The sequence below is a fragment of the Ectopseudomonas toyotomiensis genome, from assembly GCF_900115695.1.
Classification (GTDB): domain Bacteria; phylum Pseudomonadota; class Gammaproteobacteria; order Pseudomonadales; family Pseudomonadaceae; genus Aquipseudomonas; species Aquipseudomonas toyotomiensis.
Genome location: NZ_FOXK01000005.1, coordinates 83,200 through 109,377 on the forward strand (window position 1 = coordinate 83,200; position 26,178 = coordinate 109,377).

The 26,178-nt window shown below is 62.7% G+C and carries 24 protein-coding genes; 7 read left to right on the forward strand and 17 right to left on the reverse strand.

Features of this window, described 5'->3' with window-relative positions:
- Positions 1-50: 50 nt before the first annotated feature.
- The 6 genes from BM186_RS11375 to BM186_RS11400 all read left to right on the forward strand — a co-directional run bounded on the left by BM186_RS11375 (position 51) and on the right by BM186_RS11400 (position 7,256).
- The gene (locus BM186_RS11375) at positions 51-2,228 is read left to right on the forward strand and encodes a malate synthase G (RefSeq protein ID WP_074915367.1); all 2,178 of its coding nucleotides are present in this window, start codon (positions 51-53) and stop codon (positions 2,226-2,228) included.
- Positions 2,229-2,531: 303 nt separating this feature from the next.
- A complete protein-coding gene (locus BM186_RS11380; protein WP_074915369.1) occupies positions 2,532-4,232 on the forward strand; it encodes an L-lactate permease in 1,701 nt (566 codons plus the stop codon).
- A 139-nt stretch (positions 4,233-4,371) separates the two neighbouring features.
- Positions 4,372-4,539, forward strand: a complete 168-nt coding sequence (locus BM186_RS11385; protein ID WP_003242223.1) for a rubredoxin — start codon at positions 4,372-4,374, stop codon at positions 4,537-4,539.
- Between the two features lie 189 nt (positions 4,540-4,728).
- Positions 4,729-5,604 (forward strand): lateral flagellin LafA, encoded by an 876-nt coding sequence (gene lafA, locus BM186_RS11390; RefSeq protein WP_074915371.1) that lies wholly within the window; start codon positions 4,729-4,731, stop codon positions 5,602-5,604.
- A gap of 351 nt (positions 5,605-5,955) precedes the next feature.
- A complete protein-coding gene (locus BM186_RS11395) occupies positions 5,956-6,792 on the forward strand; it encodes a winged helix-turn-helix domain-containing protein (protein WP_072423642.1) in 837 nt (278 codons plus the stop codon).
- Positions 6,789-7,256 carry a hypothetical protein gene (locus tag BM186_RS11400; RefSeq protein WP_074915373.1) on the forward strand — a complete coding sequence of 156 codons (468 nt, stop codon included), beginning with the start codon at positions 6,789-6,791 and terminating at the stop codon, positions 7,254-7,256. The genes BM186_RS11395 and BM186_RS11400 overlap by 4 nt, the downstream gene beginning before the upstream one ends.
- A gap of 18 nt (positions 7,257-7,274) precedes the next feature.
- On the opposite strand, the gene BM186_RS11405 is transcribed toward BM186_RS11400, so the two are convergent.
- The 17 genes from BM186_RS11405 to BM186_RS11485 form a co-directional block, all read right to left on the reverse strand.
- Entirely contained in the window at positions 7,275-8,216 is a 942-nt protein-coding gene (locus BM186_RS11405) for a flagellar motor protein MotB (protein ID WP_072423644.1), read from the reverse strand.
- A complete protein-coding gene (gene motA, locus BM186_RS11410) occupies positions 8,213-9,085 on the reverse strand; it encodes a flagellar motor stator protein MotA (RefSeq protein WP_021487573.1) in 873 nt (290 codons plus the stop codon). Before motA ends, BM186_RS11405 begins: the two co-directional genes overlap by 4 nt.
- Position 9,086: 1 nt before the next feature.
- Positions 9,087-9,821, reverse strand: coding sequence for a FliA/WhiG family RNA polymerase sigma factor (locus BM186_RS11415; RefSeq protein ID WP_045733667.1), 735 nt, complete (start codon positions 9,819-9,821; stop codon positions 9,087-9,089).
- A gap of 11 nt (positions 9,822-9,832) precedes the next feature.
- Entirely contained in the window at positions 9,833-10,309 is a 477-nt protein-coding gene (locus BM186_RS11420) for a flagellar basal body-associated FliL family protein (protein ID WP_072423645.1), read from the reverse strand.
- A 27-nt stretch (positions 10,310-10,336) separates the two neighbouring features.
- On the reverse strand, positions 10,337-11,413 hold the full coding sequence (locus BM186_RS11425) for a flagellar hook-length control protein FliK (protein ID WP_074915375.1): 1,077 nt from the start codon (positions 11,411-11,413) through the stop codon (positions 10,337-10,339).
- A gap of 3 nt (positions 11,414-11,416) precedes the next feature.
- On the reverse strand, positions 11,417-11,734 hold the full coding sequence (locus BM186_RS11430; RefSeq protein WP_074915376.1) for a hypothetical protein: 318 nt from the start codon (positions 11,732-11,734) through the stop codon (positions 11,417-11,419).
- Positions 11,718-12,116, reverse strand: a complete 399-nt coding sequence (gene fliS, locus BM186_RS11435; protein ID WP_017676447.1) for a flagellar export chaperone FliS — start codon at positions 12,114-12,116, stop codon at positions 11,718-11,720. The genes BM186_RS11430 and fliS overlap by 17 nt, the downstream gene beginning before the upstream one ends.
- Positions 12,116-13,411 carry a flagellar filament capping protein FliD gene (gene fliD / locus BM186_RS11440; protein WP_072423648.1) on the reverse strand — a complete coding sequence of 432 codons (1,296 nt, stop codon included), beginning with the start codon at positions 13,409-13,411 and terminating at the stop codon, positions 12,116-12,118. Before fliD ends, fliS begins: the two co-directional genes overlap by 1 nt.
- Before the next feature lie 350 nt (positions 13,412-13,761).
- Positions 13,762-14,658: a peptidoglycan DD-metalloendopeptidase family protein gene (locus BM186_RS11445; protein WP_074915378.1), complete on the reverse strand. Its 897-nt coding sequence runs from the start codon at positions 14,656-14,658 to the stop codon at positions 13,762-13,764.
- Positions 14,659-14,947: 289 nt separating this feature from the next.
- Positions 14,948-15,856: a response regulator gene (locus tag BM186_RS11450; RefSeq protein WP_074915380.1), complete on the reverse strand. Its 909-nt coding sequence runs from the start codon at positions 15,854-15,856 to the stop codon at positions 14,948-14,950.
- Between the two features lie 135 nt (positions 15,857-15,991).
- Positions 15,992-16,720 (reverse strand): phosphate signaling complex protein PhoU, encoded by a 729-nt coding sequence (phoU, locus tag BM186_RS11455; protein ID WP_072423651.1) that lies wholly within the window; start codon positions 16,718-16,720, stop codon positions 15,992-15,994.
- Positions 16,721-16,882: 162 nt separating this feature from the next.
- Positions 16,883-17,716, reverse strand: coding sequence for a phosphate ABC transporter ATP-binding protein PstB (gene pstB / locus BM186_RS11460; RefSeq protein WP_074915381.1), 834 nt, complete (start codon positions 17,714-17,716; stop codon positions 16,883-16,885).
- A gap of 66 nt (positions 17,717-17,782) precedes the next feature.
- A complete protein-coding gene (gene pstA / locus BM186_RS11465) occupies positions 17,783-19,453 on the reverse strand; it encodes a phosphate ABC transporter permease PstA (RefSeq protein WP_072423653.1) in 1,671 nt (556 codons plus the stop codon).
- A gap of 165 nt (positions 19,454-19,618) precedes the next feature.
- A complete protein-coding gene (locus BM186_RS11470; protein ID WP_074915383.1) occupies positions 19,619-21,904 on the reverse strand; it encodes an ABC transporter permease subunit in 2,286 nt (761 codons plus the stop codon).
- 179 nt (positions 21,905-22,083) lie between these two features.
- Positions 22,084-23,052, reverse strand: coding sequence for a PstS family phosphate ABC transporter substrate-binding protein (locus BM186_RS11475; RefSeq protein WP_074915384.1), 969 nt, complete (start codon positions 23,050-23,052; stop codon positions 22,084-22,086).
- Positions 23,053-23,283: 231 nt separating this feature from the next.
- Complete coding sequence (locus BM186_RS11480) at positions 23,284-23,718, reverse strand: ferritin-like domain-containing protein (protein ID WP_074915386.1); 435 nt, start codon at positions 23,716-23,718, stop codon at positions 23,284-23,286.
- Positions 23,719-23,785: 67 nt separating this feature from the next.
- Entirely contained in the window at positions 23,786-24,604 is an 819-nt protein-coding gene (locus BM186_RS11485) for a BON domain-containing protein (RefSeq protein ID WP_074915390.1), read from the reverse strand.
- Between the two features lie 210 nt (positions 24,605-24,814).
- On the opposite strand from BM186_RS11485, the gene algB reads away from it, so the two are divergent.
- On the forward strand, positions 24,815-26,167 hold the full coding sequence (gene algB, locus BM186_RS11490) for a sigma-54-dependent response regulator transcription factor AlgB (RefSeq protein ID WP_072423658.1): 1,353 nt from the start codon (positions 24,815-24,817) through the stop codon (positions 26,165-26,167).
- The last annotated feature ends 11 nt before the right edge of the window (positions 26,168-26,178 follow it).

The window sequence follows — 26,178 nt, forward strand, 5'->3', positions numbered from 1 at the left end:
CATTGATTGACCCGCACCACCATGGGCGGATGCAGACAGGAGAACAGAAAATGACCGAACGCGTGCAATGTCAGCGCCTGCAGGTAGCCGCCGAGCTCAAGCAATTCATCGAAAGCGAAGTGCTGCCGGGCAGCGGTGTCGAGGCTGCGGCCTTCTGGAGTGGTTTTGACGCGCTGGTGCATGACCTGGCACCACGCAACCGTGCCCTGTTGGCCGAGCGCGACCGTCTGCAGACCGAGCTGGATGCCTGGCACCGCGCCAACCCCGGTCCGATCCGCGACATGAACGCTTACCGCACCTTCCTCGGCGCCATTGGCTATCTGCTGCCGCAGCCGGAGAAGGTCAAGGCGACCACCGCCAACGTCGACAGCGAAATCGCCACCCAGGCCGGCCCACAACTGGTGGTGCCAGTGATGAATGCACGTTACGCGCTGAACGCCGCCAACGCCCGCTGGGGCTCGCTGTACGACGCCCTGTACGGCACCGATGCGATCAGCGAAGAGGGCGGCGCCAGCAAGGGCCCGGGCTACAACGAAGTACGCGGCGCCAAGGTGATCGCCTTCGCCCGCGCCTTCCTCGACCAGGCCGCACCGCTGGCCCAGGGCTCGCATGCCGATGCCAGCGCCTATGCCGTGGTCGCCGGCCAGCTGCAGGTGACCCTGAGCAGCGGCGCGCAGACCTCACTGGCGCAACCGGAGAAGTTCGTCGGCTTCCAGGGCGAGGCCGCCGCGCCGAGTGCCGTGCTGCTGAAGAACAACGGCCTGCACTTCGAGATCCAGATCGATGCCAGCAGCCCCATCGGCCGCACCGACGCCGCCGGGGTGAAGGACGTGCTGATGGAAGCAGCGCTGTCGACCATCATGGACTGCGAAGACTCCGTGGCCGCCGTCGACGCCGCCGACAAGGTGGTCGTCTACCGCAACTGGCTGGGCCTGATGAAGGGCGATCTCGCCGAGGAGCTGGAAAAAGGCGGCAAACGCATCACCCGTCGCCTCAACCCGGACCGCCTGTACACCGCAGCCGATGGCAGCGAACTGACCCTGCACGGCCGCTCGCTGCTGTTCGTGCGCAATGTCGGCCACCTGATGAGCAACCCGGCGATCCTCGATGGCGAAGGTCATGAGATTCCCGAAGGCATTCTCGATGCGGTGGTCACCAGCCTGATCGCCCTGCATGACCTCAAGCGTCGCGGCAACTCGCGCACCGGCAGCGTCTATATCGTCAAACCGAAGATGCACGGTCCGTTCGAAGTGGCCTTCGCCAACGAGCTGTTCGGTCGCGTCGAACAGCTGCTGGGTATGCCAGTAAACACCCTGAAGATGGGCATCATGGACGAGGAGCGGCGCACCAGCGTCAACCTCAAGGCCTGCATCGAGGCCGCCAGCGCGCGCGTGGCCTTCATCAACACCGGCTTCCTCGACCGCACCGGCGACGAGATGCACACCGCCATGGAAGCGGGCGCCATGCTGCGCAAGGGCGACATGAAATCCAGCGCCTGGATCCAGGCCTACGAGCGCAACAACGTGCTGGTCGGCCTGGCCTGCGGGCTGCGTGGCAAGGCGCAGATCGGCAAGGGCATGTGGGCCATGCCGGATCTGATGGCGGCCATGCTCGAACAGAAGATCGGCCACCCGAAAGCCGGCGCCAACACCGCCTGGGTGCCGTCGCCGACCGCCGCCGTACTGCACGCCCTGCACTACCACCAGATCGACGTGCAGGCGGTGCAGAGCGAGCTGGAGCTGATCGACCTGGCCAGCCAACGCGACAGCCTGCTGAACGATCTGCTCAGCGTACCGGTCAGCGCCGAACGACCCTGGAGCGCCAGCGATATCCAGCAGGAACTGGACAACAACTGCCAGGGCATCCTCGGTTACGTGGTGCGCTGGGTCGAGCAGGGCGTCGGCTGCTCCAAGGTGCCGGACATCCACAACGTCGGCCTGATGGAAGACCGCGCCACATTGAGGATCTCGGCTCAGCATATCGCCAACTGGCTGCACCACGGCGTGGTCAGCGAGACCCAGGTACGCGAGACGCTGCAGCGCATGGCGCAGGTGGTCGACGGGCAGAACGCCAGTGATCCGGCCTACCGCCCGATGGCACCGAACTTCGAGCAATCCCACGCCTTCCGCGCCGCCAGTGATCTGGTGTTCAAGGGCCGCGAGCAGCCATCCGGTTACACCGAGCCGCTGCTGCATGCCTGGCGTTTGCGCTTTAAAGAGGAGGTTTGAGCATCTCACCGATTATGTAGGAGCGGCGCCCCGTCGCGAAGCTGGAGAAAAGCTTCGCCCCGGGGCGGGGCTCCTACATAAGCGAGTTCACAACCGTGGATGATTCTTGACGCCTCCACGGAGCAGTAGCAAGCCCTGACGGTTTCTGACCGTCGGGGTTTTCGAGCATGAGCGCGGCGATGGGGAATCCCTGCCGTCGCGGCTCACGGAAAGGCCGGTGCCGTGGCGCCCGGCCCTTCCAGATGCGTGGCGCCGGGTGTCCCCGGAAAACTGTGGTTCACAAGAAAAAGAAGGAACCAACCCATGAGTCAAACGCTGCTGTCCATCCTGGCCTTCGTGCCACTGGTGCTAGCGGGTGTACTGCTGATCGGCTTTCGCTGGCCGGCCAAGTACGCGATGCCGCTGGTGTTCGTCCTCACCGCCCTGATCGGCCTGCTGGCCTGGGACATGTCCCTCAACCGGGTCATCGCCTCCAGCCTGCAGGGGCTGATTCTTACGGCCTCGATCCTGTGGATCATCTTCGGCGCGATCCTGCTGCTGAACACCCTCAAGCACTCCGGAGGCATCGCGGCGATCCGCCGGGGATTCTCCAATATCAGCCCGGATCGCCGCGTACAGGCGTTGATCGTCGCCTGGTTGTTCGGTTGCTTCATCGAGGGCGCCTCCGGTTTCGGTACCCCGGCTGCCGTGGCCGCACCGCTACTGGTAGCCCTGGGCTTCCCGGCACTGGCCGCGGTGGTACTGGGGATGATGGTGCAGTCCACACCGGTGTCCTTCGGTGCGGTCGGTACGCCGATCCTGGTGGGTGTCGGCGCCGGCCTGGATAGAACCGGCATCACCGAACAACTGGTGGCCACCGGCAGCACCTGGGAAACCTTCTTCCACCTGATCTACTCGCGGGTGGCCATCACCCACGGCCTGATCGGCCTGCTGATGCCGCTGATCATGGTGATGATCATGACGCGCTTCTTCGGCAAGAATCAGAGCTGGAAGGAAGGCCTGGCCATCGCGCCGTTCGCCATCTTCACCGCCTTCGCCTTCTCCCTGCCGTACATGGCAGCCGGCGTGTTCCTCGGCCCGGAATTCCCCTCGATGATCGGCGCCCTGGTTGGCCTGGCCATCGTGGTACCGGCCGCCAAGGCCGGATTCCTGCTGCCGAAGGAAAGCTGGGACTTCGCTGATCCCAAGGACTGGCCGTCCGACTGGATGGGCAAGATCGAGATGAAGCTGGATGAGGTGGCCGGCAAGGCGCCGATCTCGGTACCCATGGCCTGGGCGCCGTACCTGCTGCTGGCGGTGTTCCTGGTGATCTCGCGTACCTTCCCCGAGGTGAAAGCGGCGCTGATGAGCCTGAGCTTCGGCTGGAAGGACATCCTCGGTGAGACTGGGGTATCCGGCACCATCGAGCCGCTGTATCTGCCAGGCGGCATCCTCTGCATGGTGGTACTGGTGACCTTCTTCCTGCACCGCATGCGCTTGCCCGAACTCAAGGCGGCGGTGGGCGAGTCGAGCAAGACCCTGCTCGGCGCCGGCTTCGTGTTGATCTTCACCATTCCCATGGTGCGCATCCTGATCAACTCCGGGGTCAACGGCAGCGACCTGATGTCGATGCCGGTGGCGATGGCGCAACTGGTGGCCGACAGCGTCGGCGGCGTATATCCGTTCTTCGCGCCGGCGGTCGGCGCTCTGGGCGCCTTTATCGCCGGCTCCAACACCGTATCCAACCTGATGCTGTCGCAGTTCCAGCTCAATGCTGCCGAGCTGATCGGCGTATCCGGGGCGATGATGGTGGCGGTGCAGTCGGTCGGTGCCGCGGCGGGCAACATGATCGCCATCCACAACGTGGTAGCGGCCTCGGCGACCGTTGGTCTGCTCGGACGCGAAGGCATCACCCTGCGCAAGACCATTCTGCCGACGCTCTACTACCTCGCTGCAGCCGGCCTGATCGCGCTGGTGGCGATGTACGGCATGGCGCTGACCGATCCGCTGATGACCAGTCGCTGACCTCTGACGGGTCGTGCGCTGCGCGACCCGACTTTGGTTGGTCCCTGGCTGGCGGCGATTGCCGCCGGCCGGCTTGGCGCGTCAGTGCAATTGCGGTAGCTTGCGTCGCGCAACACCGTGAGATTGGCCTGAGGTTTATATGAAAAAGTGGCAATGCGTGGTCTGTGGACTGATTTACGACGAGAGCCAGGGCTGGCCGGATGACGGCATCGCTCCCGGCACCCGCTGGGAAGACGTGCCAGAAGACTGGCTATGCCCTGACTGCGGCGTCGGCAAGATGGATTTCGAAATGATCGAAATCGGCTGATCACGCCTGGTTTTCAAAAAACGGCGACCCTCGGGTCGCCGTTTTTCATTTCACACCCGCATGCCAGAGCGACTCCTGAGCCAGGATCGAAAAAATCTTCAGCGCCATTTAATCAGCGTCAGAAGCCGGTCGCCCTTCACTTACAGCAGGCAATCACAGCCAGCTTCACTCAACTGAAGGAATATCATCATGGCTCTGTCGATTCATACCAACTACTCCTCGCTGATCACCCAGACCAACCTGGGCAAGACCAACAACGCCCTGGGCACCAACCAGCAGCGTCTGGGCACTGGCTTCCGCATCAACTCCGCTGCCGACGACGCCGCCGGCCTGCAGATCGCTACCCGTCTGAACGCCCAGTCCCGCGGTATGGACGTGGCCATGCGCAACACCAGCGACGCCGTATCGCTGCTGCAGACCGCCGAAGGCGCCTTCAGCGAAATGACCGATATCGTTCAGCGCATGAAAGACCTCGCCACCCAGTCCTCCAACGGCACCAACGCCCAGGCCGACCGTGACGCCCTGCAAGCCGAATACGACGAGCTGGGTAAAGAGCTGGCCAACATCATGACCAACACCAGCTACGCTGGCGACGCCCTGTTCGGTCTTGACGGTACTACCGGCAAGTTCGGTGCCGCCGTGACCTTCCAGATCGGCGCCACCACTGCCGAAACCCTGGAGCTGGACGCCACTACCCAGTCCGCTGCCCTGGGTACTGCCCTGGACGGCCTGTCCAGCAACTACACCACCCCAGGCACTGCCGGCACCGAAATCGCCGACGCCGCTGGCGCCAATGCCATGATCGATACCATCAATACCGCTCTGGACGACATTGGTGCCATGCGCGCCGCCTTCGGTGCCAACATCAACCGCCTGAACCACACCGCCAACAACCTGGCCAACATGAAGGACAACACCGACATGGCCAAGGGTCGCATCATGGACGCCGACTTCGCCAAGGAAAGCGCCAACATGAGCAAGAACTCCATGCTGATGCAGTCGGGCATTTCCATGCTCAAGCAAGCCGGCCAGATGCCGGGCATGGTCATGTCCCTGCTGGGCTGATCCCGCGTCATCCAGGCGCAAAGGATTGCGCCGATCCCTCCCAACGCCCCGCATCCGCGGGGCGTTTCTTATGGCCTGCGGCCACTGCTGCATCCCGCCTCATCAGCCAAATTGATCAACTGTCATCAAGCTCAGGCATGATCAATACGGCTTCGGCGAATCTCGGCGATATCGTCGACTTCGCCCACAGACTGGCTAGTATTGAGTGAGTGCCCCCAGCGAACGGCAACCTGCTTCCAGCAACAAGCAGCTGGCACAAGACTTGCCAGTGCATTTCCCTGGCGCCAGAATGCCGACCGTCTGTCGCCGGGAAATTTCCCGCATGGAATTGCCGCTCGCCTCAAGGACCGCATGAACACCAGCCCCGAAACGCCGCTAGCCGAGCCGGAAAGCAACATTGCGTGCCTGATCATCAGGACCGGACGCAGCGATTGTTACGCGCATTTCTACCCGGCGCTGTATCAGCTGACCCTGGTAAAGAGCGGCATCGAAGAGAAGATCGATCTGGGCTACTCCGGCAGCCGCCTGCTCGAGCGTTTGCTGCGTGAGCCTGGTGAAGTGGTTTCGCGCGAGGAACTGATGAGCCACGCCTGGGCCGACCGGGTTGTCGGCCAAGGCAGCCTCAACCAGCAGATCTACACCCTGCGCCAGGTACTGGGCGACGAGAAGAGCCGCGAGATCATCCAGACCCTGCCGCGCCGCGGCTATCTGCTGAACCCCAACTATCTGGTCTATCCACCGAGCATCGACGATATCGGCGCAGTCAGCGAAGCACGCGATACGCCGACGCCACAGCCAGCCTTTCTACGCCGCCACAGTCGTCAGCGGGCATCCTGGCTGCTTCTGCTGAGCCTGTTCAGCATCATCGGTATCGCCTTGTTCACGGCGCTGTACACCATCAGCCAGCCCAAGGACCTGCACAGTAGCGAAATGAATCTGGGCTCACTGCAGGTGCGCTACATCGATCAAGACCCACAAAGGCTGCAGCAGCTGATTCTGCAGACGCACGGCCTGACCAGCCGGCTTACGGTACTGGCCAGCAAACCGGCCAATCTGGTACTGAGCCTGCGCGGAGGTTTCTATGAACTGCTGTGCTTGCAGGCCAACGGTGGTGCACGCTCGCTGATGTTGCACGAAAGCCAGCTGAATCAGGTGGCCGATGCCCAACTGAGCAGGTGCCTGCCATGAGCCAGGGCAAACAGTGCGGCATCAGCGGCGGCTGGTTGCTGACCATGCTCGCCACGGCCTTGGCGATGCTGCTGAGTATGCTCGTGCTGTGGCTGAACTTCATTTCCAGCGCCGAGCTCGACGGTCGTTACCAGTCCACCGGTCAGGTTCATCTGAGCAACGGCCAGGTGTTGGAAATCAGCCACAGCCTGCAGGTCAACAACAGTCGTTTCTACGCCATGACCCGCCAGGGCGACAGCATCCTGGAGACGTCGGGGGTGGTGGAGTACGGTTTCCTCGGCAACTACCGGCTGCGCGTCGAAGACGGTCAGGTCACCGGGCTGGCCAGCGAAATCGACGACGAACTGGTGTTCAACCTGCTCTACGGCCGACACAAGGGTTCGACCATTCGCCTGACCAGCCTCGATGGCTGTCTCTATGCGCTGGAGACTCGGCAGATCTACTGCCCGGCGCGCAATCTTTAGAGCGAAGCGGGTCACGACTCAGGACTCCGGCGCGCTGAGCTGCGCACCCTCGGTACGGTACTCCACGCGCACCTGGGCCTCGCCGAACAACTCGCGGTACAGGCCTTCGGCCTGACTGGTCAGCAACAGCAGCTCGATACGCCGGTTGGCGCCGTTCTCCGGATCACTGGGCAACAAGGGCATGCCATCCGCCTGAGCAGCGACCTGCAGCACGTTGCCACTCGGCAGGCCAGCCTCGACCAGCACGTTGCGGGCACGCAGCGCGCGGTCGCCGGAGAGGTTCCAGTTGTTGTAACCACCGACCACGCCGCGATAGGGCATGGAGTCGGTGTGGCCGCTGATGATCAGATGGTTTTCCACCCGCGCCAGAATCCCGGCCAGACGCTGCAGCAGCTTTTCGAAGTGCGGATTCAGGTGGGAACTGCCGCGGTTGAACATGAAGCGCTGGGCATCGTCCTTGACCAGGATACGCAAGCCCTGGGGCACGACCTGCACTTCGATATTGGCCTCGGCATCCAGTTGTAGCGCCAGCGTCTCCATCAGCTTGGCCAGATCCTGCATCTGCTGCGACTCGGCATAGTGTGGCCGGCGAGCTGGCCCCGGCTGTCCATCGCCCTGTTCCGCGCCCGGATCTTCCTCGGGAGTGCGGGCCTGATTTTCCCGGTCCTGACGTGGGCTGACCTGCACCGGCACACCATCGAGATCCAGCGGCGTGGTGCTGGTGCCGTCGAAGATACCGGCACCGCCATCGACCAATGGGTTGTTCAGCTGGTCGGCATTGGCGCGGCTGGCGTCCTGAGTCTGCGGCTGGATGATCCACAGCACCATGAACAGCGCCATCATGGCCATGGTGAAGTCGGCGAAGGCTACCTTCCAGGCACCGCCATGCCCGTCGTGGCCACCCTTCTTGCTACGACGTTTGATGATGATTTCATGGCCTTCACCGGCACGCGGTTTCATGCCGCGTCCCTTTCATCTTCGTAACGGTTGACCCATATCTCCAGCTGCTTGAACGCCGGTTTGACGTCCTGCTCGATCAGCTTGCGCCCGGCGTCCACCGCCAGCAGCGTGGGTTTGCCGGCGACGTGAGCAACCAGCGTGGTGCGCACGCACTCGAGCGCCGACATCTCGGTCTTGATGCACTGGCCCATGGCACTGGACAGCGGGTCCATCACGCAATAGCACATGAAGATACCGAGGAAGGTACCCACCAGCGCCGCCGCCACGTGCGCGCCGATCTCGGCCACCGAACCACCGATGTTGCCCATGGTGATGACGATGCCGAGGATCGCCGCGAGGATGCCGAAGCCCGGCATGGCCTCGCCGATCTTGTGCAGCGAGCGCGACGGTTGCATCAGCACATGCTCCATCGCCTCCAGCTCCTGCTCGAGAAAGCCTTCGAGTTCGTGGGCGCTGATCTTGCCCATGGCCATCAGGCGGAAGTTGTCGGCGATGAAGGCCATCAGGTTCTTCTCCTGACGGATCAGCGGGTACTTGGCGAACAGCTCGCTCTGCTCGGGCTCCTCGATATGCGCGTCGAGCACCTTGAGGCCGCCGACATCGACCATCTCCAGCAACTCATAGAGCAGCATCAACAACTGGCGCTGGAATTCTTCACCGCGCTTCTTGTAGACGAACACGCCTTTGATCTGATGCAGCATCTCGATCAGCACGTCCTTGGGGTTGGCCACCACCAGAGCACCAAAACCCGCCCCGACGATGATGATCACCTCGGCCGGCTGCCAGAGCATGGCCAGCTCGCCATGGGCCATGACATAGCCACCGAGCACGCAGGCGACGATGATCAATGCACCTAATAACTTCTGCACCCTAGCCTCTCTCGTTCAGGTAGCGACTGGCCTTGGCGATCGCCTGCTTGCTCAACTGGCAGACGCGCGCGTCGCTCAGCTCCAGCACCAGGGCGATTTCCTTGAGGCTCAGCTCATGTTGGTAGTAAAGGGTCAGCACCAGTCGTTCGCGCTCGCTGAGCTGGCTCAGTGCCTGAGTCAGCAGGCGCTCCTTGAGCACGCGGTCCTCGACCGCACTGCTGCCACAGGCGAAGCCCTCGTGGCCGTTCTGCAGCAGCTCATCGAGGCTTTCGATGGCCTCGCAGGCATCGGCCTGGAGAAACTCCTGATAGTCCTTGGCGCTGATCCCGGTCGCCTGGAGGATCTCTTCTTCCTGCGGTACACGACCCAGTTGCCGCGCCAACTGGCGAATGGCGTCGCGAATCCTATGGGTCTGCTGGCGCACCTGGCGCGGCCGCCAGTCCTGGCGGCGCAGTTCATCGAGAATCGCACCACGGATGCGCAGCGCGGCGAAGCGACCGAACTGCTCGTCCGGTGTGCCATAGCGGCGCAGGCATTCGAGCAAGCCCATCAGACCGATCTGCTCCATGTCTTCGCGGTCGAGCACCTGGTTGGCCTGCAACGCCAGCTGACTGACGATGCGCTTGACCAGCGGCAGGTACTGCAACAGCCATTTCTGCTCGGCCCCAGGCGCGAACAGCGCAGCCCCGCCCTGTTCGGCGGCGTAGCGATAGTCAATGGCGCAGTTGGCGTTCATGGCAAAGGTACCTACTGGACGATCAGTTTGCTGACCAGCACATTGGCGAACGGCATCGCCAGCTTCTTGCTGGCGAAGTCATCGAACAGCGCGCTTTCCAGCGTGCCCTGCAGCTCTGGAATGGGCATGCCGCGCAGCTTCTCGAAGGTCATGGCAGACAGGTGAGCGACCACTGAATTGCGCACCATCGGGTCGATCTGCTCGAGCTTCTTCGGATCGGTTTCGAGGTCGGCCTGCAGCACCAGGTCGAGCACGAAGTAGTGCTCGCGGTGTTCGCCCTTGAGGCTGACGATAACCTTCTCGATGGGGAAGAAGCGGTATTCGCTGTTGGCTTCCTCCGCTTCGCTGCCGGCATTGCCAGCAGAAATGCCGAGCACGGCCTGGCCGGTCTGCATGGACTTGAGCGTGGCGTAATTGAAGATGGTGCCGCCAACCACCACCAGGGTGTTGAAGATAACCAGCAGCAGGAGGACGCGCGGCATTGTCATGACTACTCTCGATTCACTAACGGGAAATTAAACGGTGACCAGCACGTCGCTGGTCGATTGCGCGCCATTGCGCTCGCCACCGGCGGGTAGCGCGACGGCAGCGGCCACCTCATCCTCGGCGAGCCAGCGCTGGGCCTGCGCCTGTTGCTGCTGTCGACCGCCCTGAGCATCGGCGGAGACCTGCACGTTGACCTGCACGAAGTTCTGCCCGACCAGCTCCTGACGCAGGCGCTCGCTGGTCTGCTGCAACAGGCGGGCGACATCGGCGTTGGCGGCCGAGAGCTGCACGCTGAGGCGGCCGGACTCATGACTGAGGAAAATTTCCAGGCTGCCCAACTCAGGCGGATCGAGGCGGATGGTGGCGTTCTGTATGCGCTGGTTGATCTGCAGCTCCACATGCTCGCGCAGGCTGGCCAGCATCTGCTCGCCCCACTGCGTCTGTGGTGCATGCAGCTTGAGCGGACGCTCGGCCGTCAGCGGCGTTGCAGTCGCGGTGGAGGATGTTGCGCTGCCGGGAATGGTTTTATCTGCGTCCGTGCTGATGCTCGGCAGGCGTTCGAGCTCGCTCGTCTCGATGACCTCGGTCGCCATTGCCGGCGCCGCAGTCTGTATCGCGATCTCGGCCGCCATCTGCGGCATGGGCGCCGCTACCTGGGGTGACAACGATTGCTGGCTGAGCACTGGAGCACTGGCGCTGTGGGACGGCTGAGCTGGCATTGGCTCACGCGGCTGCGCCTGACCGAGGAGCTCGGCAGGCAACGCGGCAGCCTGTTCGATCTGTTCCGAGCCGTCCTGATGCAACGGTTCGTGCAGCGCCTGCTCCTCGGGTGCTTCACGCGCCTCGATACGCACGGCCTGCTGATCCAGCACGCTGGCCAGCCACTGCTCGGCATCGGCTTCGCTGAGGGTGACCTTCACGGCAGCAGCCTCTTCACTCAGCGGTGCCCCTGGCTCGGCGGCGATGAAGCCCTGCACGGCCATCTGCAGATCGAACGGCGCAGTCTCACCGCCAGCGCCGCGAGCCTGGGAAAAGCCGGCCGGCAGGGTTTGCCCGGCGGAGTCCGTCAGATTCACCTGAGCATTGGCATTGATCAGTTGCAGCACCTTTTATCTCCCACCTTGATACAGATCGACGCGCATGTAAGCGCTGCGCCCTTCGGCGTATTCCAGGTGCGTCAGCAATAGCCGACGCACCCGCTCACACTCTTCGGCGCAGGCGATGCGCGCCTGTCCGTGCAACTGCTGCAGATGCCGCTTGGCCTCGCGCACTTCGTCGCTCAGCGTCGGTAGCCCGGCCAGCAGCTGCAGGCACGAGCGGATCAGCGCATCGATCTCGCCGATGCGCGTCCAGTCGCCCTGCTCCAGCGCCTCGGCCAGCTGGCCATGCAGGTGCTGCAGGGCGCGCAGTTCACTTGCGCGTTGCATTCACGCCTTCCCAGCCTTCGCGCAGCACACCGAGCAGGCCAACCACTTCGTCCAACCCCTCCAGCGACAGGCTCACGCTGACATCGGAGAGGCGATAGATGCAGTAGTCGTAGAGCCGCGCCAGCCCCTGCACCAGCTCGCCGCCGTTCTCGTAATCAAGGGCACCATTGAGACCGCCGAGGATGTTCAGGCATTTCTCCAGGGACTGGCCCTTCTGCTGGTAACGCTTGGCCTCGATATGACCACGGGCACGCGCCAGCTCGTCGAGCAGGCCGTCGAACAGCACCAGCACCAGCTCGTAGGGCGAGGCCGCAGCAGCGCGCGCCTCGAGGTCCACGGTGCGATAGCTGTCGTAACTTTCGTTGAGGTTGTAGGCACTCATCAGAACATTCCGTAGGTCTGCTCCATCGCCGCCATGGTCTGCATGAGACCGGTGTACTGACGGAGATAGCGGCTGTAGTAGGAGTCGTACTGCTTCTGGATGTTGTCGAACTGCTGATCGACACGGCGCAGCTGGGTGTTGAGGGTGTCCTTGCGATTGGTCAGCAGGCCGCCGGCGCTGCTGGTGTAGACCGCCAGGTTCTTGTCCAGGGTGTCGAGCAGGTTGCCCTTGTCGGTAAACAGCTTCTCGAAGCCTTCCGGGTTGGCTGCCACGGCCTTCTCGAAGCGGGCGTTGTCGATGGTCAGCTTGCCGTTGCGGTCGGCGACGATGCCGAACTCGGTGAGGCTCACACCGCCGAACGAGGTACGCACCAACTGGTTGAGCATGGTCTCGATGGCGCGCACGCTGGCATCGCCAGCCAGAGGCCCGCGACCGCCACTCTCGCTACCGCTGGAGGTGAGCGAATCGAAACTGGTCATCAGCGCATTGAAGGCGCTGACGAAGGTTTGCGCCTTCTCCTTGGTGGCTTTCTGGTCCTGGCCGACTTCCATGGTCAGCGGCGCGTCACCGCTCTTGTGCGCCTTGTTGAAGGTCAGGCTGACGCCGTCGATGATGTTGTCGAAGGTGTTGCTGGTGCTGGTCAGTTCGATACCGGTCTCGCCACCCAGGCGCACGATGGCGTCCTTGGCCACGGACAGCTCTTGCCTGCTGGCCACCGCACCCTCAACCGCGGCATTGCCACTGGCGCTCAGGCTGATGGCCTGGTCGGCGCCGGTTTTCTCGCTGGTCAGCACCAGGTTGACCTGGCCATTGCTGCGTACCAGGGTCGCCTTGACGCCATTGTTGTCGCTCGCGCCGTTGATCGCTGCGGCCAGCTCATCGAGCGTGGCGACGGCGCCGAGGTCGACATTGAACGCGTCACCGCCCTGGCCGATGGTCAGGCTGCCACTGCCGAGGTCGCCGTCCTGCAGCCCTTGCAGGGCAACCTGGCTCTTGCTGGCCAACTGCTGAACGAAAAAGTCGTAACTGCCGGCCACGGCCTTGGAGCCCACTGTAGCGCTGGCATAACCTTCCTGGCTGAAGCTCGCACTGTTGACCAACATGCTGCTGCCGGCCAGCTTGAGGCCGCTGGCGGCAGTCTTGAAAGCCTTCAGTGCGGTATCCAGGCTGGTCAGGGCACTAAGCTGCGCCTTGTATGCGGCCTGGTTGCGGTTGGCCTTGGCCAACTGGCCCTGAATTTCGTATTGGGCCAGTTGGGTCGCCATGCTTTGAACGTAATCTGAATCGATAGCCATAGTCGGACACCCGTTTTCCTGTGAGATAGCAATAGCGGTGCCAACAGCTGAAACCCTTGATTTAGAAGGCTCCAGGCATTCCGCCAGGTGAAAGATCCTTTCCGCTTGCACACTGCTGAACGACGAGCGGAAGGCCAACTTCCGCCTGCGTCGCGCTGGTGGCAGACGTACCGATTACAAAGGCGACAGCACAGGAGGGTGACTTAAGGAAAACGCCGCGGGGAGCGGGCAAACCACCGCATCAGCCGTGACGCGGTGCGCGCAACAGGAGAAGCGCCAGGAATGCGCGGGCGCGCAAAAACGCTGGGACGATATCCGGGGAAAGAACGTAGCCGGCAGGCCTTGCCGAGCTATTCGCCGCCGACGGCGAAGTTCGGCAGGCTGTTGACCGGCTGACGGAAGTTGAAGGGAATGGACTCGACGGCCAGACCGACGTTGCGCTGCACCACGAAATGCAGGTGCGGGCCGGTGCTGTTGCCGGTGTTGCCGGAGCGCGCCAACAGGCTGCCGGTTTCCACCCGCTGGCCTTCACGCACGCTGACCGAGCCCTTCATCAGGTGCAGGTAGACGCCCATGGTGCCGTCGTCATGCAGAATGCGCACGAAGTTGCCGGCCGGGTTGTTGCCGCGGCCGCTCTGCTGGTTCTCGGTCTTGACCACCACACCAGCGCGCGCGGCGACGATGGGCGTGCCCTCGGGCATGGCGATGTCCACCGCATAGCGGCCCTTGGGTGTGAAATGGCTGTAGGTGCCGTTGGCACCCTGGGTCTGACGGAACGGACCGCCACGCCAGGGCAGCGGATAACGGTGGATGCTCGGCTGCAGACGCGGATCACCGAGGGCGTAGCGCAACCTGGGTTTGTAGCGCAGCGGCTTGGAGGCGTCCTGCGCGGTGAGGGTGGCCAGGCGGATATTGCTGCGCGGTGGCAGTACCCAGCGAATCGGTTTGTCCGGCGCGCCGATGGCGTTCTGTACCTGTTCCAGCCGCAGTTCGATTTCCACCGGGGCATACAGGTCATTGCGAATCAGCAGGGTCTCGCCGGCTTCGTGCTTCTTGGTTTCCAGCTTCACCTGGTTGTCCAGACGCTCGACCATGCGGTCGTTGAACACGAACACCTGCGCGCCAGGCGCAGCCTGATCGCTATAGGTCACCACGCCGTTCTTGTCGACGTACTTGTAGATGGTCAGCGCAGCGACCTGGCCGCAAAAGACCAGCAGACTGCAGAGAATAATCAGACGCCCTAGCATAACGACTCGGATCTTATGGCTTTTTGATATCCGGGTTAGCAAGACTAGCAGCGCAGCACGGAGCGCGCGAGACACCGACCGTCAGGCTGTGAACCGGCTCACCGCCATTGGTCGGCATAGCGCCCTGGATTGCCCCGGGCTACGGGTTGGCAAGCCCAGCAGCGTGTCGGCGAGGAAGATAACGGCGTAAGCCGAGGCGATACGTAGCAGAAGATGGTTCGGGGACAGCGCCGGGCGACCCGCGCCACCCAGAGCCACCGAGCAGATACGGATGAGCGCTGTCGTGGCACTACGCGCCGGGGCTGAAATGCTTCTGCGCGGTGCCACGGGCAATCAGCCGCGACAGGTAGTCGAGCTTCTGTGGATCGCGGTCGACGAAGCGAAAGGTCAGTTGCAGCCATTCGCTGTCGGATTTGGGTTCGAATGCCGCCACCGCGTGCAGGTAGCCATTGAGCCGCGCGGTTTCCGCTGCTTCGCCCTGTTCCAGGTCGAGCACTGCACTCTCCAGCACCTGCGGCAGCTGCTCGGTGCGCTTGACCACCAGCAGTGCCTCCTTGAGGCTCAGCGCCTTGATCACGCAGGCCATGCTGCCCGCCGGTAAACGCAGCTGACCCTGGCCACGACCGGCCGGCGACTTGCTTGCGGCGGCCGGGGCAGGTGCGATGCTCGGTGCCGCAGGGGCGGCAGCTGCCGGCGTTGGTGCACTGGTCTTTACCACCTCGGCCTTGCCGCCGGTAAGTGCGGCCAGCGAGTCGTTGGCGAGGCCACCCGTGCTCAGCATCTTCGACGGCGCACTGGACATCAGCGCCTGCAGCTTGCCAGCGCGTTGCAGGGCCTTTTTGACCTTGGTCACCAGCTGTTCGTTGGAGAAGGGTTTGCCGATGTAGTCGGAAACACCGGCCTGGATCGCCTGCACCACGTTCTCCTTGTCACCGCGGCTGGTCACCATGATGAAGGGCGTGGTTTTCAGGTTGTCCTGCTCGCGGCACCAGGTCAGCAGCTCGAGGCCGGACATCTCCGGCATTTCCCAGTCACAGAGGATCAGGTCGACCACCTGACGACTCAACATCTGCTGGGCCTTGCGGCCATTGATCGCTTCCTCGATCTGTACGCCGGGGAAATTATCGCGCAGCCCTTTCTTGACCAGATCACGGATAAAGGTCGCGTCATCCACCACCAGCACACTGACTTTGCTCATCGGCCACTCCTGTACGAATGGCAGTAAGCATAGTCATGGCCAGTGGCCTAAGGCCAACGGAAAACGCCGGACGTGTAACAAATCGCGCAAACGAAACGGCCCGGGAAGTCCCGGGCCGTCAGCACGAAGCAGGCGTCAGTCGTTGGACTTGCCCTCGACTTCTTCACGCATGCGGGTCAGGCCGATATGGCGCACATCGGTGCCACGCACCAGGTAGATCACCAGTTCGGCGATGTTGCGCGCATGATCGCCGATGCGCTCCAGCGAGCGCAGCGCCCAGATCACATTGAGCACACGGGAGATCGAACGCGGATCTTCCATCATGTAGGTGACCAGCTCACGCAGTGCGGTCTTGTACTCGCGGTCGACAGTCTTGTCGTACTGCGCCACCGACAGGGCCAGGTCGGCATCGAAACGGGCGAAGGCGTCCAGCGCCTCCTGCACCATCTTGCGGACCTGATCGCCGATGTGACGCACCTCGACGTAGCCACGCGGCGACTCACCCTCTTCGCAGAGCTGGATGGCGCGCTTGGCGATCTTGGTCGACTCGTCACCGATGCGCTCGAGGTCGATCACCGACTTGGAGATGCTGATGATCAGGCGAAGGTCGGAGGCCGCCGGCTGACGACGGGCGAGAATGCGCACGCATTCCTCGTCGATGTTGCGCTCCATCTGGTTGATCTGGTCATCGATCTCGCGCACCTGCTGGGCCAGACCGGAGTCGGCCTCGATCAGCGCGGTGACGGCGTCGTTGACCTGCTTTTCCACCAGGCCGCCCATGGCCAGCAGGTGGCTGCGCACTTCTTCCAGTTCGGCGTTGAATTGCTGGGAGATGTGCTGAGTAAGGTTGTCTTTATTGATCATGTTTCGCTCCGCGAAAGCTGCCGGCTTGGATGGCCATGGTGCGAACGGCGCACCCTACACGTTGAGTTTCAGCACTAAGGCCCTTGGAAAATGCTCTCTGGCGCGAAGGGCGCACGCTGACAGTACGGCGCCCGACAAAGCCAGGGAGTATTTGCCATGACCTTAGCCGTAACGACCGGTGATGTAGTCTTCAGTCTGCTTCTTGGCCGGGTTGGTGAACAGGGTATCGGTGTCGCCGAACTCGATCAGCTTGCCCATGTACATGAACGCGGTGTAGTCGGAGACGCGCGCCGCCTGCTGCATGTTGTGGGTGACGATGACGATGGTGTACTTGCTCTTGAGCTCGTAGATCAGCTCTTCGACCTTCAGCGTGGAGATCGGGTCCAGCGCCGAGCAGGGTTCGTCGAGCAGCAGCACTTCCGGCTGCACGGCCACGGTGCGGGCGATGACCAGACGCTGTTGCTGACCGCCGGACAGACCGAGGGCCGAGTCGTGCAGACGGTCCTTGACCTCATCCCACAGCGCGGCGCTCTTCAGTGCCCATTCCACCGCCTCGTCGAGTACGCGCTTGCTGTTGATGCCCTGGATACGCAGGCCATACACCACGTTCTCGTAGATGCTCTTGGGGAAGGGGTTGGGCTTCTGGAACACCATGCCGACGCGACGACGCAGCTCGGCCACATCCTCGCCCTTGCGGTAGATGTTACGCCCGTCGATGTTGATCTCGCCTTCCACACGGCAACCGTCGACCAGGTCGTTCATGCGGTTGAAAGTGCGCAGCAGGGTCGACTTGCCGCAGCCGGACGGGCCGATGAAGGCGGTCACGCGCTGCTTGGGGATCTCCATCTTGACGTCGAACAGCGCCTGCTTCTGGCCGTAGTACAGGTTCAGACCCGGCACTTCGATGGCCGTGGTCTCGTTGGCCAGGTTGAGGCTCTGCTTGTCGCGGCCGAGGGCGGCCAGATCGATACCGTGGGTATGGGTTTCGTGTTGCATAAACTCACTCCGTTCGTAGCTACAAGCTGCAAGCTGCGCACCGGCGGTGCGCGACTCGTAGCTGCGTTAGTGATCCAGCGCCTTGTACTTCTCGCGCAGGTGGTTACGGATATAGACCGCGGTCAGGTTGAGCAGGGCGATAACGATCACCAGCAGCAGCGCAGTGGCATAAACCAGCGGGCGTGCGGCCTCGACGTTGGGGCTCTGGAAGCCGACGTCGTAGATATGGAAGCCCAGGTGCATGATCTTCTGATCCAGGTGCAGGTAAGGGTAGTTACCGTTGAGCGGCAGGGTCGGCGCCAGTTTCACCACACCCACCAGCATCAGCGGCGCCACCTCACCGGCGGCACGTGCCACGGCGAGAATCAGGCCGGTCATCATCGCCGGGCTGGCCATCGGGATGACCACCTTCCACAGCGTCTCGGCCTTGGTCGCGCCAAGCGCCAGCGAACCTTCACGTACTGCACGCGGAATACGCGCCAGGCCTTCCTCGGTGGCAACGATGACCACCGGCAGGGTGAGGATCGCCAGGGTCAGCGAGGCCCACATCAGGCCCGGCGTGCCGAAGGTCGGCGCCGGGGCGGACTCGGGGAAGAACAGCTGGTCGATCGAACCACCCAGCACGTAGACGAAGAAGCCCAGGCCGAACACGCCGTAGACAATCGAAGGTACGCCGGCCAGGTTGTTCACCGCGATGCGGATCACCCGGGTCAGTGCGCCCTGATGCGCGTATTCACGCAGATAGACCGCGGCGATCACGCCGAACGGGGTAACGATCACCGCCATCAGCATGACCATCAGCACGGTGCCGAAGATCGCCGGGAAGATACCGCCTTCGGTGTTGGCCTCACGCGGCTCGTCGCTGACGAACTCCCACAGTTTCATGGCATAGAAACCGAGCTTGTCGACCGTGCCCATGGCGTTCGGGCGGTAGGCGCGGACGATCTTGCCCAGTTCGATTTCGGTCTGGCGTCCATCGCTGGCGGTCAGGGTCACGCTGTCGCGGTTGATCTGCTGGGTCAGCGCCACCATGCGCTCTTCGAGCACCTTGTACTCGCCATTCAACGCATCGCGGCGGGCATCCATGCTGGCCTGGGCAGCGGCGTCCAGCTTGTCCTGCAGCTGCAGCTTGCGGCCTTCCAGACGGATGCGCTCCAGGCCATGGTTGATACGGCCGATGTCCTTCTTCTCCAGACGCACAAGCTGTGCGTGCAAATCGTCGACGCGATCCAGGCGCTCCTGCAATGCAGCCCAGGCCGCATCACCCTCGGCGACCACCTGGCCGCTTTCCTTGACGTTGACCAGGTTGCCGTAGAAGTTGCCCCACTCGCGGCGCTCCAGCACGGTGATGCCGGCCGGCTTGCGCGGGTTGCTCAACCACTCGCCAACCACCCAGGTGAAGTCGGCACCGAACAGCTCACGGTTACCCACCTTGAGCAGCTCGCGGGTCATGAACTCACCGCCTTCTTCGGCTACCGGCAGGCCAGCTGCGGCGAGACGTGCACGTGGCACTTCCTCGACCTGCACCACCTCACCCAGCATCACCCGGGCTTCCTGGCCAGGCACCTGGTAGTCGGCTTCGAGAATATCTGCCGGCCAGAAGTGGCCGAGGCCGCGAGAGGCAATCACTGCCAGCAGACCGAGGGTCATGATGATGGCGATGGCAACGGCGCCTCCGCTCATCCACACGCCCGGGGCACCGCTCTTGTACCAGGATTTCAGGTTGTTCTGTTTCACGGCATCACACCTTGAATGAAATCATTCTTTACCTCCCCTCTCCCGCTTGCGGGAGAGGGGCCGGGGGAGAGGGCTCGTGATTTCACACAACCTTCTCCCGCCCTGCGGGCACCCTCTCCCATGAATGGGAGAGAGTCATCAGATGGCCTGCTGCGCAGGCACTTTTTACAGACTCGAATACTTGGTACGCAGGCGCTGACGAATCAGCTCGGCCAGGGTGTTCATCACGAAGGTGAACATCAGCAGCACCAGCGCCGCCAGGAACAGCACACGGTAGTGAGTGCCGCCGACTTCCGACTCGGGCATCTCCACCGCGACGTTGGCCGCCAGGGTGCGCATGCCTTCGAAGATGTTGATGTCCATGATCGGCGTGTTGCCGGTGGCCATCAGCACGATCATGGTCTCGCCCACCGCGCGGCCCATGCCGATCATCAGCGCCGAGAAAATGCCCGGGCTGGCGGTGAGAATCACCACGCGGGTCAGGGTCTGCCAGGGCGTGGCACCGAGCGCCAGGGAACCGAAGGTAAGGCTCTTGGGCACACTGAACACGGCGTCTTCGGCAATCGAGTAGATGTTCGGAATCACCGCGAAGCCCATCGCCAAGCCCACCACCAGGGCGTTGCGCTGGTCAAAGGGAATGCCCAGGTCGTTGGACAGCCACAGGCGCATGTTGCCGTCGAATAGCCAGTTTTCCAGATGCCCGCTGATCGAGATGGAGAACCAACCCACCGCGACCACCACCGGGATCAGCAGTGCCGCTTCCCAGCCTTCGGGAACACGGTGGCGGATGGACTCAGGCAGCTTGGTCCAGAGGAAACCGAACAGCAGGATGCCCACCGGTGTCAGCAACAGGAGGCTGAAGATGCCGGGTAAGTGGTTCTCCAGAAACGGCGCGAGGAACAGGCCGGCGAAGAAACCGAGGATCACCGTCGGCAACGCTTCCATCAGTTCGATCACCGGCTTGACCTTGGTGCGCATGCGCGGCGCCATGAAGTAGGCGGTGTAGATCGCTGCAGCCACGGCCAGCGGCGCGGCCAGGAGCATGGCGTAGAACGCCGCCTTGAGGGTACCGAAGGCCAGCGGCGACAGGCTCAGCTTGGACTCGAAGTCGGTGTTGGCCGAAGTGGACTGCCAGACGTAGTCAGGCTCAGGGTAGCTTTCGTACCAGACCTTGCCCCACAGCGAGCTCCAGGAAATTTCCGGGTGAGGGTTGTCGACCACGAAACGCTGCAGCTTGCCGTCCGACTCGACCAGCACACGACTGGCACGCGGCGACAGGGCGGCGATGGCGCTGCCTTCGGCGACCTGCTCCTTGAGCAGGGTACGGTGCGCGGTGCTGTGGAAAATGCCCAGGCGACCGTCGGCGTCCAGGGCCATGAAGCCTTTGCGGCGCTCTTCGGGAAGAATCTGGGTGATCGCGCTGTCGCCGAGCTGGAAGCTGCGGATCCACTGGAAGGTGGACTTGCCATCCTGGTCGCGCACCATGAACCACTGCTGGATGCCACCCTTGGCATCGCCGATCATGATCGAGATGCCGCCGAGCAGGCTGGTGGCGCTGGTCACGCGGTTGGAACCACCCTTGAGCAGTTCGTAGCGGCCGTTGAGGCTACGCTTGCGCAGATCGAAAACGTCGGCGCTGGAATCGCCGTTGAACACGTACAGCCACATCTGCCGCGGGTCGAGAATCAGTTGACTGATCGGCTCGCCGATCTGCGGCAGGTTGATGCGCTCCTCGCTGACGCTCACCTCGCCAGTGAACAGGTTCTCCTCGCGAGCGAGGCTGATCAGGTGCAGCTCGTTGCCCGTGGAGCCAGCCAGCATCAGCGTGCCGCTGTTGAGATTGACGGCGATGTGCTCGAGCGGACGCCCCTGCGGATCGACCTCGATCGGCGCTTCGCCGTAGGGGTATTCGATCTGCGGCGCGATGGCCCGTACGTTATCCGGGTAGGTGATCTTGTAACTGTGCTGAATGATCAGCGCCTGGCCGTTGGACAGGCCCAGTACCACGCGGCGCGTACCCGGCTGATCCTGGCCGACGGAGGCGACACTGACACCTTGCGGCAGTGGCAATTGCAGACGCTGCAGGGCTTCGCCACTCTTGAGTTCGAAGAACTGCACGGCGCCGGAAGTATCCAGGCGCATGGCGACCTGGTTCTGCTCTTCCACGGCGAGAAGCAATGGCGCCTGGGCCTCGGCCAGCCAGGCCGGTTGCTGAGCCTTGCGCGACTCGAGCTCGGCGCCCTGGAACATCGGCAGCACGACATGGGCGAGGTAGAAGAAGATCAGGGTGATGGCACCGAGCACCGCCAGACCACCGACGGAGACGTACCAACGCGCCATGCGGTCCTTCAGCGCGCGCAGGCGGCGCTTGCGTTGCAGGGCGGGCGTATTGAAGTCGATCCCCAGAGGGTTCTGCGAACGGTTCATGGATTCGTTTGCCAAGTCATTCATGCGAGAAGTCTCTGCGCGGGCTTGATTGCAGCGCATACGGCTGCCCAGGCTTGTCAATTTAGCGGGCTTGTATGACAGAAAGATTACAGTCTACTGACATGACGAAGCCCGCCACCCATGGGGTGGCGGGTTCATCGAATGGCCTCGCTAGCTAGAGCCAGGCCATCAGGCTGGAAGCCTTACAGGCCCAGGTCCTTCATCGCTTTCTCGGCGACCTTGGACGGCAGCGGGATGTAACCATCCTTCATCACGACCTCCTGGCCCTGCTTGGACAGCACCAGCTTGATGAACTCGGCATCCAGCGGGCTCAGCGGCTGGTTCGGCGCCTTGTTGACGTAGACGTAGAAGAAGCGAGCCAGCGGGAACTTGCCAGACAGAGCATTCTCTTCCGAAGCTTCGAAGGCTTCACCGCCCTTCTTCGACAGCGGCACGGCGCGGACACTGGAGGTCTTATAGCCGATACCCGAGTAACCGATGGCGTTCAAGGTGCTGGAGATCGACTGGACAACCGACGCCGAACCCGGCTGCTCGTTGACGTTGGATTTGAAGTCGCCTTTGCACAGGGCTTCTTCCTTGAAGTAGCCGTAGGTGCCGGATACCGAGTTACGACCGAACAGCTGCAGCGGCTTGCCAGCCCACTCGCCGGTCAGACCGAGGTCACCCCAGGTCTTGATGTCCTTGTCGCCACCGCACAGGCGGGTGCTGGAGAAGATCGCATCGACCTGCTCGATCGACAGCGACTTGATCGGGTTGTCCTTGTGTACGAACACGGCCAGGGCGTCGATGGCAACCGGAACGGCGGTCGGCTTGTAGCCGTACTTCTCTTCGAAGGCCTGGATTTCGCTGTCCTTCATCGGACGGCTCATCGGGCCCATGTTGGCGGTGCCTTCGGTCAGCGCGGGTGGCGCAGTGGAGGAACCAGCGGCCTGGATCTGGATGTTGACGTTGGGGTAGTTCTTCTTGAACTCTTCTGCCCACAGGGTCATCAGGTTGGCCAGCGAGTCGGAACCGACGCTGGACAGGTTGCCCGACACACCGGAAGTCTTTTCGTAGTTCGGCAGAGCCGGGTCGACGGCGGCTACAGCAGATACGGCGCTTACGCCAGCGGCGGCGAAAGTCAGGGCCGCCATCAAACGCTTCAGTTTCATGCCTTGCTCCTAGCAGGATAGTGTTGGATGGAACGGGCCCAAGTATCTGCAGGCCACGTGACCACTCTATGAAACGAATGTGACAGTTAAATGAACGTCGACGAGTTTCGGTTGCGGCAGCGAAAAGACGCTTCGGGTGTGGGGAAAATGTGGGTGATACCGGACTGGCCAGCCCCAATAAAAAGCCCCCGCACGCAGTGAGTGCATGGGCTCGTAACAGCGCCGCAGTGATTACTGCATGTTCTGCTTCAGCGCCCGCATGCGGTCGTGGCAGGCCCGCACCTTGGGCATCTCCACGGCGAGCAGCACACGGACATCATTGTCCGCACTTTCCAGCGCATCCTCGAAGGCATGCAGAATGCGGTCTTCCGCTTCCTCCAGCTGCGAGACGTAGGTGGCGTCTTCATCCTTGGCCAGGGTCGCGCGGGTGTCGGCGTAGAACTGGCGCAGTTTGCCCAGCATGGTGCCGCCGGATGCCGGGGCACTCTGGTTGGCCGCGACCTTGACGCTCAAGGCGTCGATCACTTCGGTCTTGGCGCGCACCATGTCGCGGAACAGCGCCTGCAGGCGGATATCCTTGACCTCTTCGTGGGCATGCTCATAGAAGCGCTTGCCGTCACGGGTGATTTCGATCAGTTCATTGAGTTGTGCGGTCTTGCTGCTCATGGATTCACTCCTTGGCGATGGGACTTGCGGGTTGATGGCCATTCCAGTGGCCGGGATTGCTTGAGATTCAACTGCTGATGCGCAGGGCGTCGGCGTCGACACCCCGCACACCGCGAATGTTGCGGGCGATCTCGACCGCCAGGCGCTTCTCGGCACTGCTCAGCACGCTGCCGCGCAGGCTGACCAGACCGTCGTCAGTGTTCATAGCATCCAGGTTGCGGCTGTAGAGGAAGCTGGCCTTGACCTTGCTGGTGATCCAGCTGTCACTGATGTCCTCGCGCGCTTCGTCGAGTGTGGTTTGCACTTCGCTGCTACTGCTGTCGGCAGTGCTGATGCTGAGGTGGTTGAACACCTCGCGCACGCCATCGGTATTGGCTGCCAGCTGGCCTGCCAACTCCTTGGCCGCTGGCGTCTGGGCATGGCCACTGAGGGTGATGTTGCCGGTTTCGCTCTTTACCTGAATGTCCAGGCCGCGGGTGTTGCTGTTCCACAGCAACTTGGACTTCACCGTGGCGGCGAGGCTGGCGTCCTCCAGACGCTGCACCATGCTCGGCGCGTCGCCCTCGACTGCGTCACTGCTGACCTCGATGCGATTGTCCACCGACTCGATGCCATCTATGCTCAGCGCCACCTGCTCGGCCAGCTCTTTCTGAACGTTATTCTCGACCTTGCCGTTGAGAGTGGCCGCACCATCCTCAACGTCGATATCGAGCTTGAAAGGGTTGAGGTGCCGATTGAGCGCGAAGGCTGTCCAGATCGAACCTTCCTGGCGGGCCGCATCCAGCTGTGCTGATAGCTGACCTTCGGCAGCGTGGCTGGCCACAGGCGTCAGGCCGATCATCAGCGCGGTGCCGGCGGCCAGTAACAAAGGTTTGAACGGGGGCATGAGTTCACTCCTGTTCGTGAGACGATACAGGCAATATCGCAAGCCCCGTGCCAGCCAGAATAAATTAAAATCCCCTTTTAAAACAAATATTTACCAACAATAAAGGCACCCTGCCTGCATGCAGGGTGCAGTATCGGCACAGTCGAGCCGTGCAACTTGCATGGTTTTTACCTGACTAAGCTGCATTGACCCGTCAGATGGAGCACATACATGGCAGTTGCAGAGCAAACCAGTGGACGCATTCTGCTAGTGGACGACGAAGCGGCAATCCTGCGTACCTTCCGTTACTGCCTTGAAGACGAAGGCTATGACGTCGCCGGTGCCAGCAGTGCGACCCAAGCCGAGGCGCTGCTGCAGCGACAGGTGTTCGACCTGTGCTTTCTTGACCTGCGCCTGGGCGAGGACAACGGACTGGACCTGTTGGCGCAGATGCGCATCCAGGCACCCTGGATGCGCGTGGTGATCGTCACCGCCCACTCGGCCGTGGACACCGCGGTCGATGCCATCCAGGCCGGCGCCGCCGATTATCTGGTCAAACCCTGCACCCCCGATCAACTGCGCCTGGCCGCCGCCAAGCAACTGGAAGTGCGTACGTTGGCCGCACGCCTGGAGGCTCTGGAAGGTGAGGTACGCAAGGCCAAGGACGGCCTCGACTCGCATAGCCCGGCGATGATGGCGATTCTGGAAACCGCACGGCAGGTCGCTGCTACCGACGCCAACATCCTCATCCTCGGCGAATCCGGTACCGGCAAGGGCGAGCTATCGCGCGCCATCCACGGCTGGAGCCGCCGTGCCAAGCGCACCTGCGTGACCATCAACTGCCCATCGCTGACGGCCGAGCTGATGGAAAGCGAGCTGTTCGGTCACGCCCGCGGCTCCTTCACCGGTGCCAGCGAAAGCACCCAGGGCCGCGTCAGCCAGGCCGACGGCGGCACCCTGTTCCTCGACGAGATCGGCGACTTCCCGCTGGCCCTGCAACCCAAGCTGCTGCGCTTCATTCAGGACAAGGAGTACGAGCGCGTCGGCGATCCGGTGACCCGGCGTGCCGATGTGCGCATCGTCGCCGCCACCAACCTGGACCTCGACGAAATGGTACGCGAGGGCCGCTTCCGTGAAGACCTGCTGTACCGCCTCAACGTCATCACCCTCAAGCTGCCACCGTTGCGCGAACGTCACGAAGACGTGATGGGCCTGGCCGAGCGCTTTCTCGCCCGCTTCGTCAGCGACTACGGGCGCCCGGCGTGCGGTTTCAGCCCCGAGGCTGCCGCCGCCCTGCAGGCTTATCACTGGCCAGGCAATATCCGCGAGCTGCGCAACGTCATCGAGCGCGCCAGCATCATCTGCCAGAGCGACGTGGTGGAGGTTAGCCATCTCGGCCTGGGCGGCACCGGCGAAGCGCCGAACAATGCAGTGCGTGTCGGCGCAGCGATGAGCCTTGAAGAGCTGGAGAAGGCGCATATTGCCGCCGTGCTGGCCAGCAGCAACACCCTCGACATGGCGGCCAAGACGCTGGGTATCGATACCTCGACCCTCTATCGCAAACGCAAGCAGTACAACCTCTGACCACGGGATTT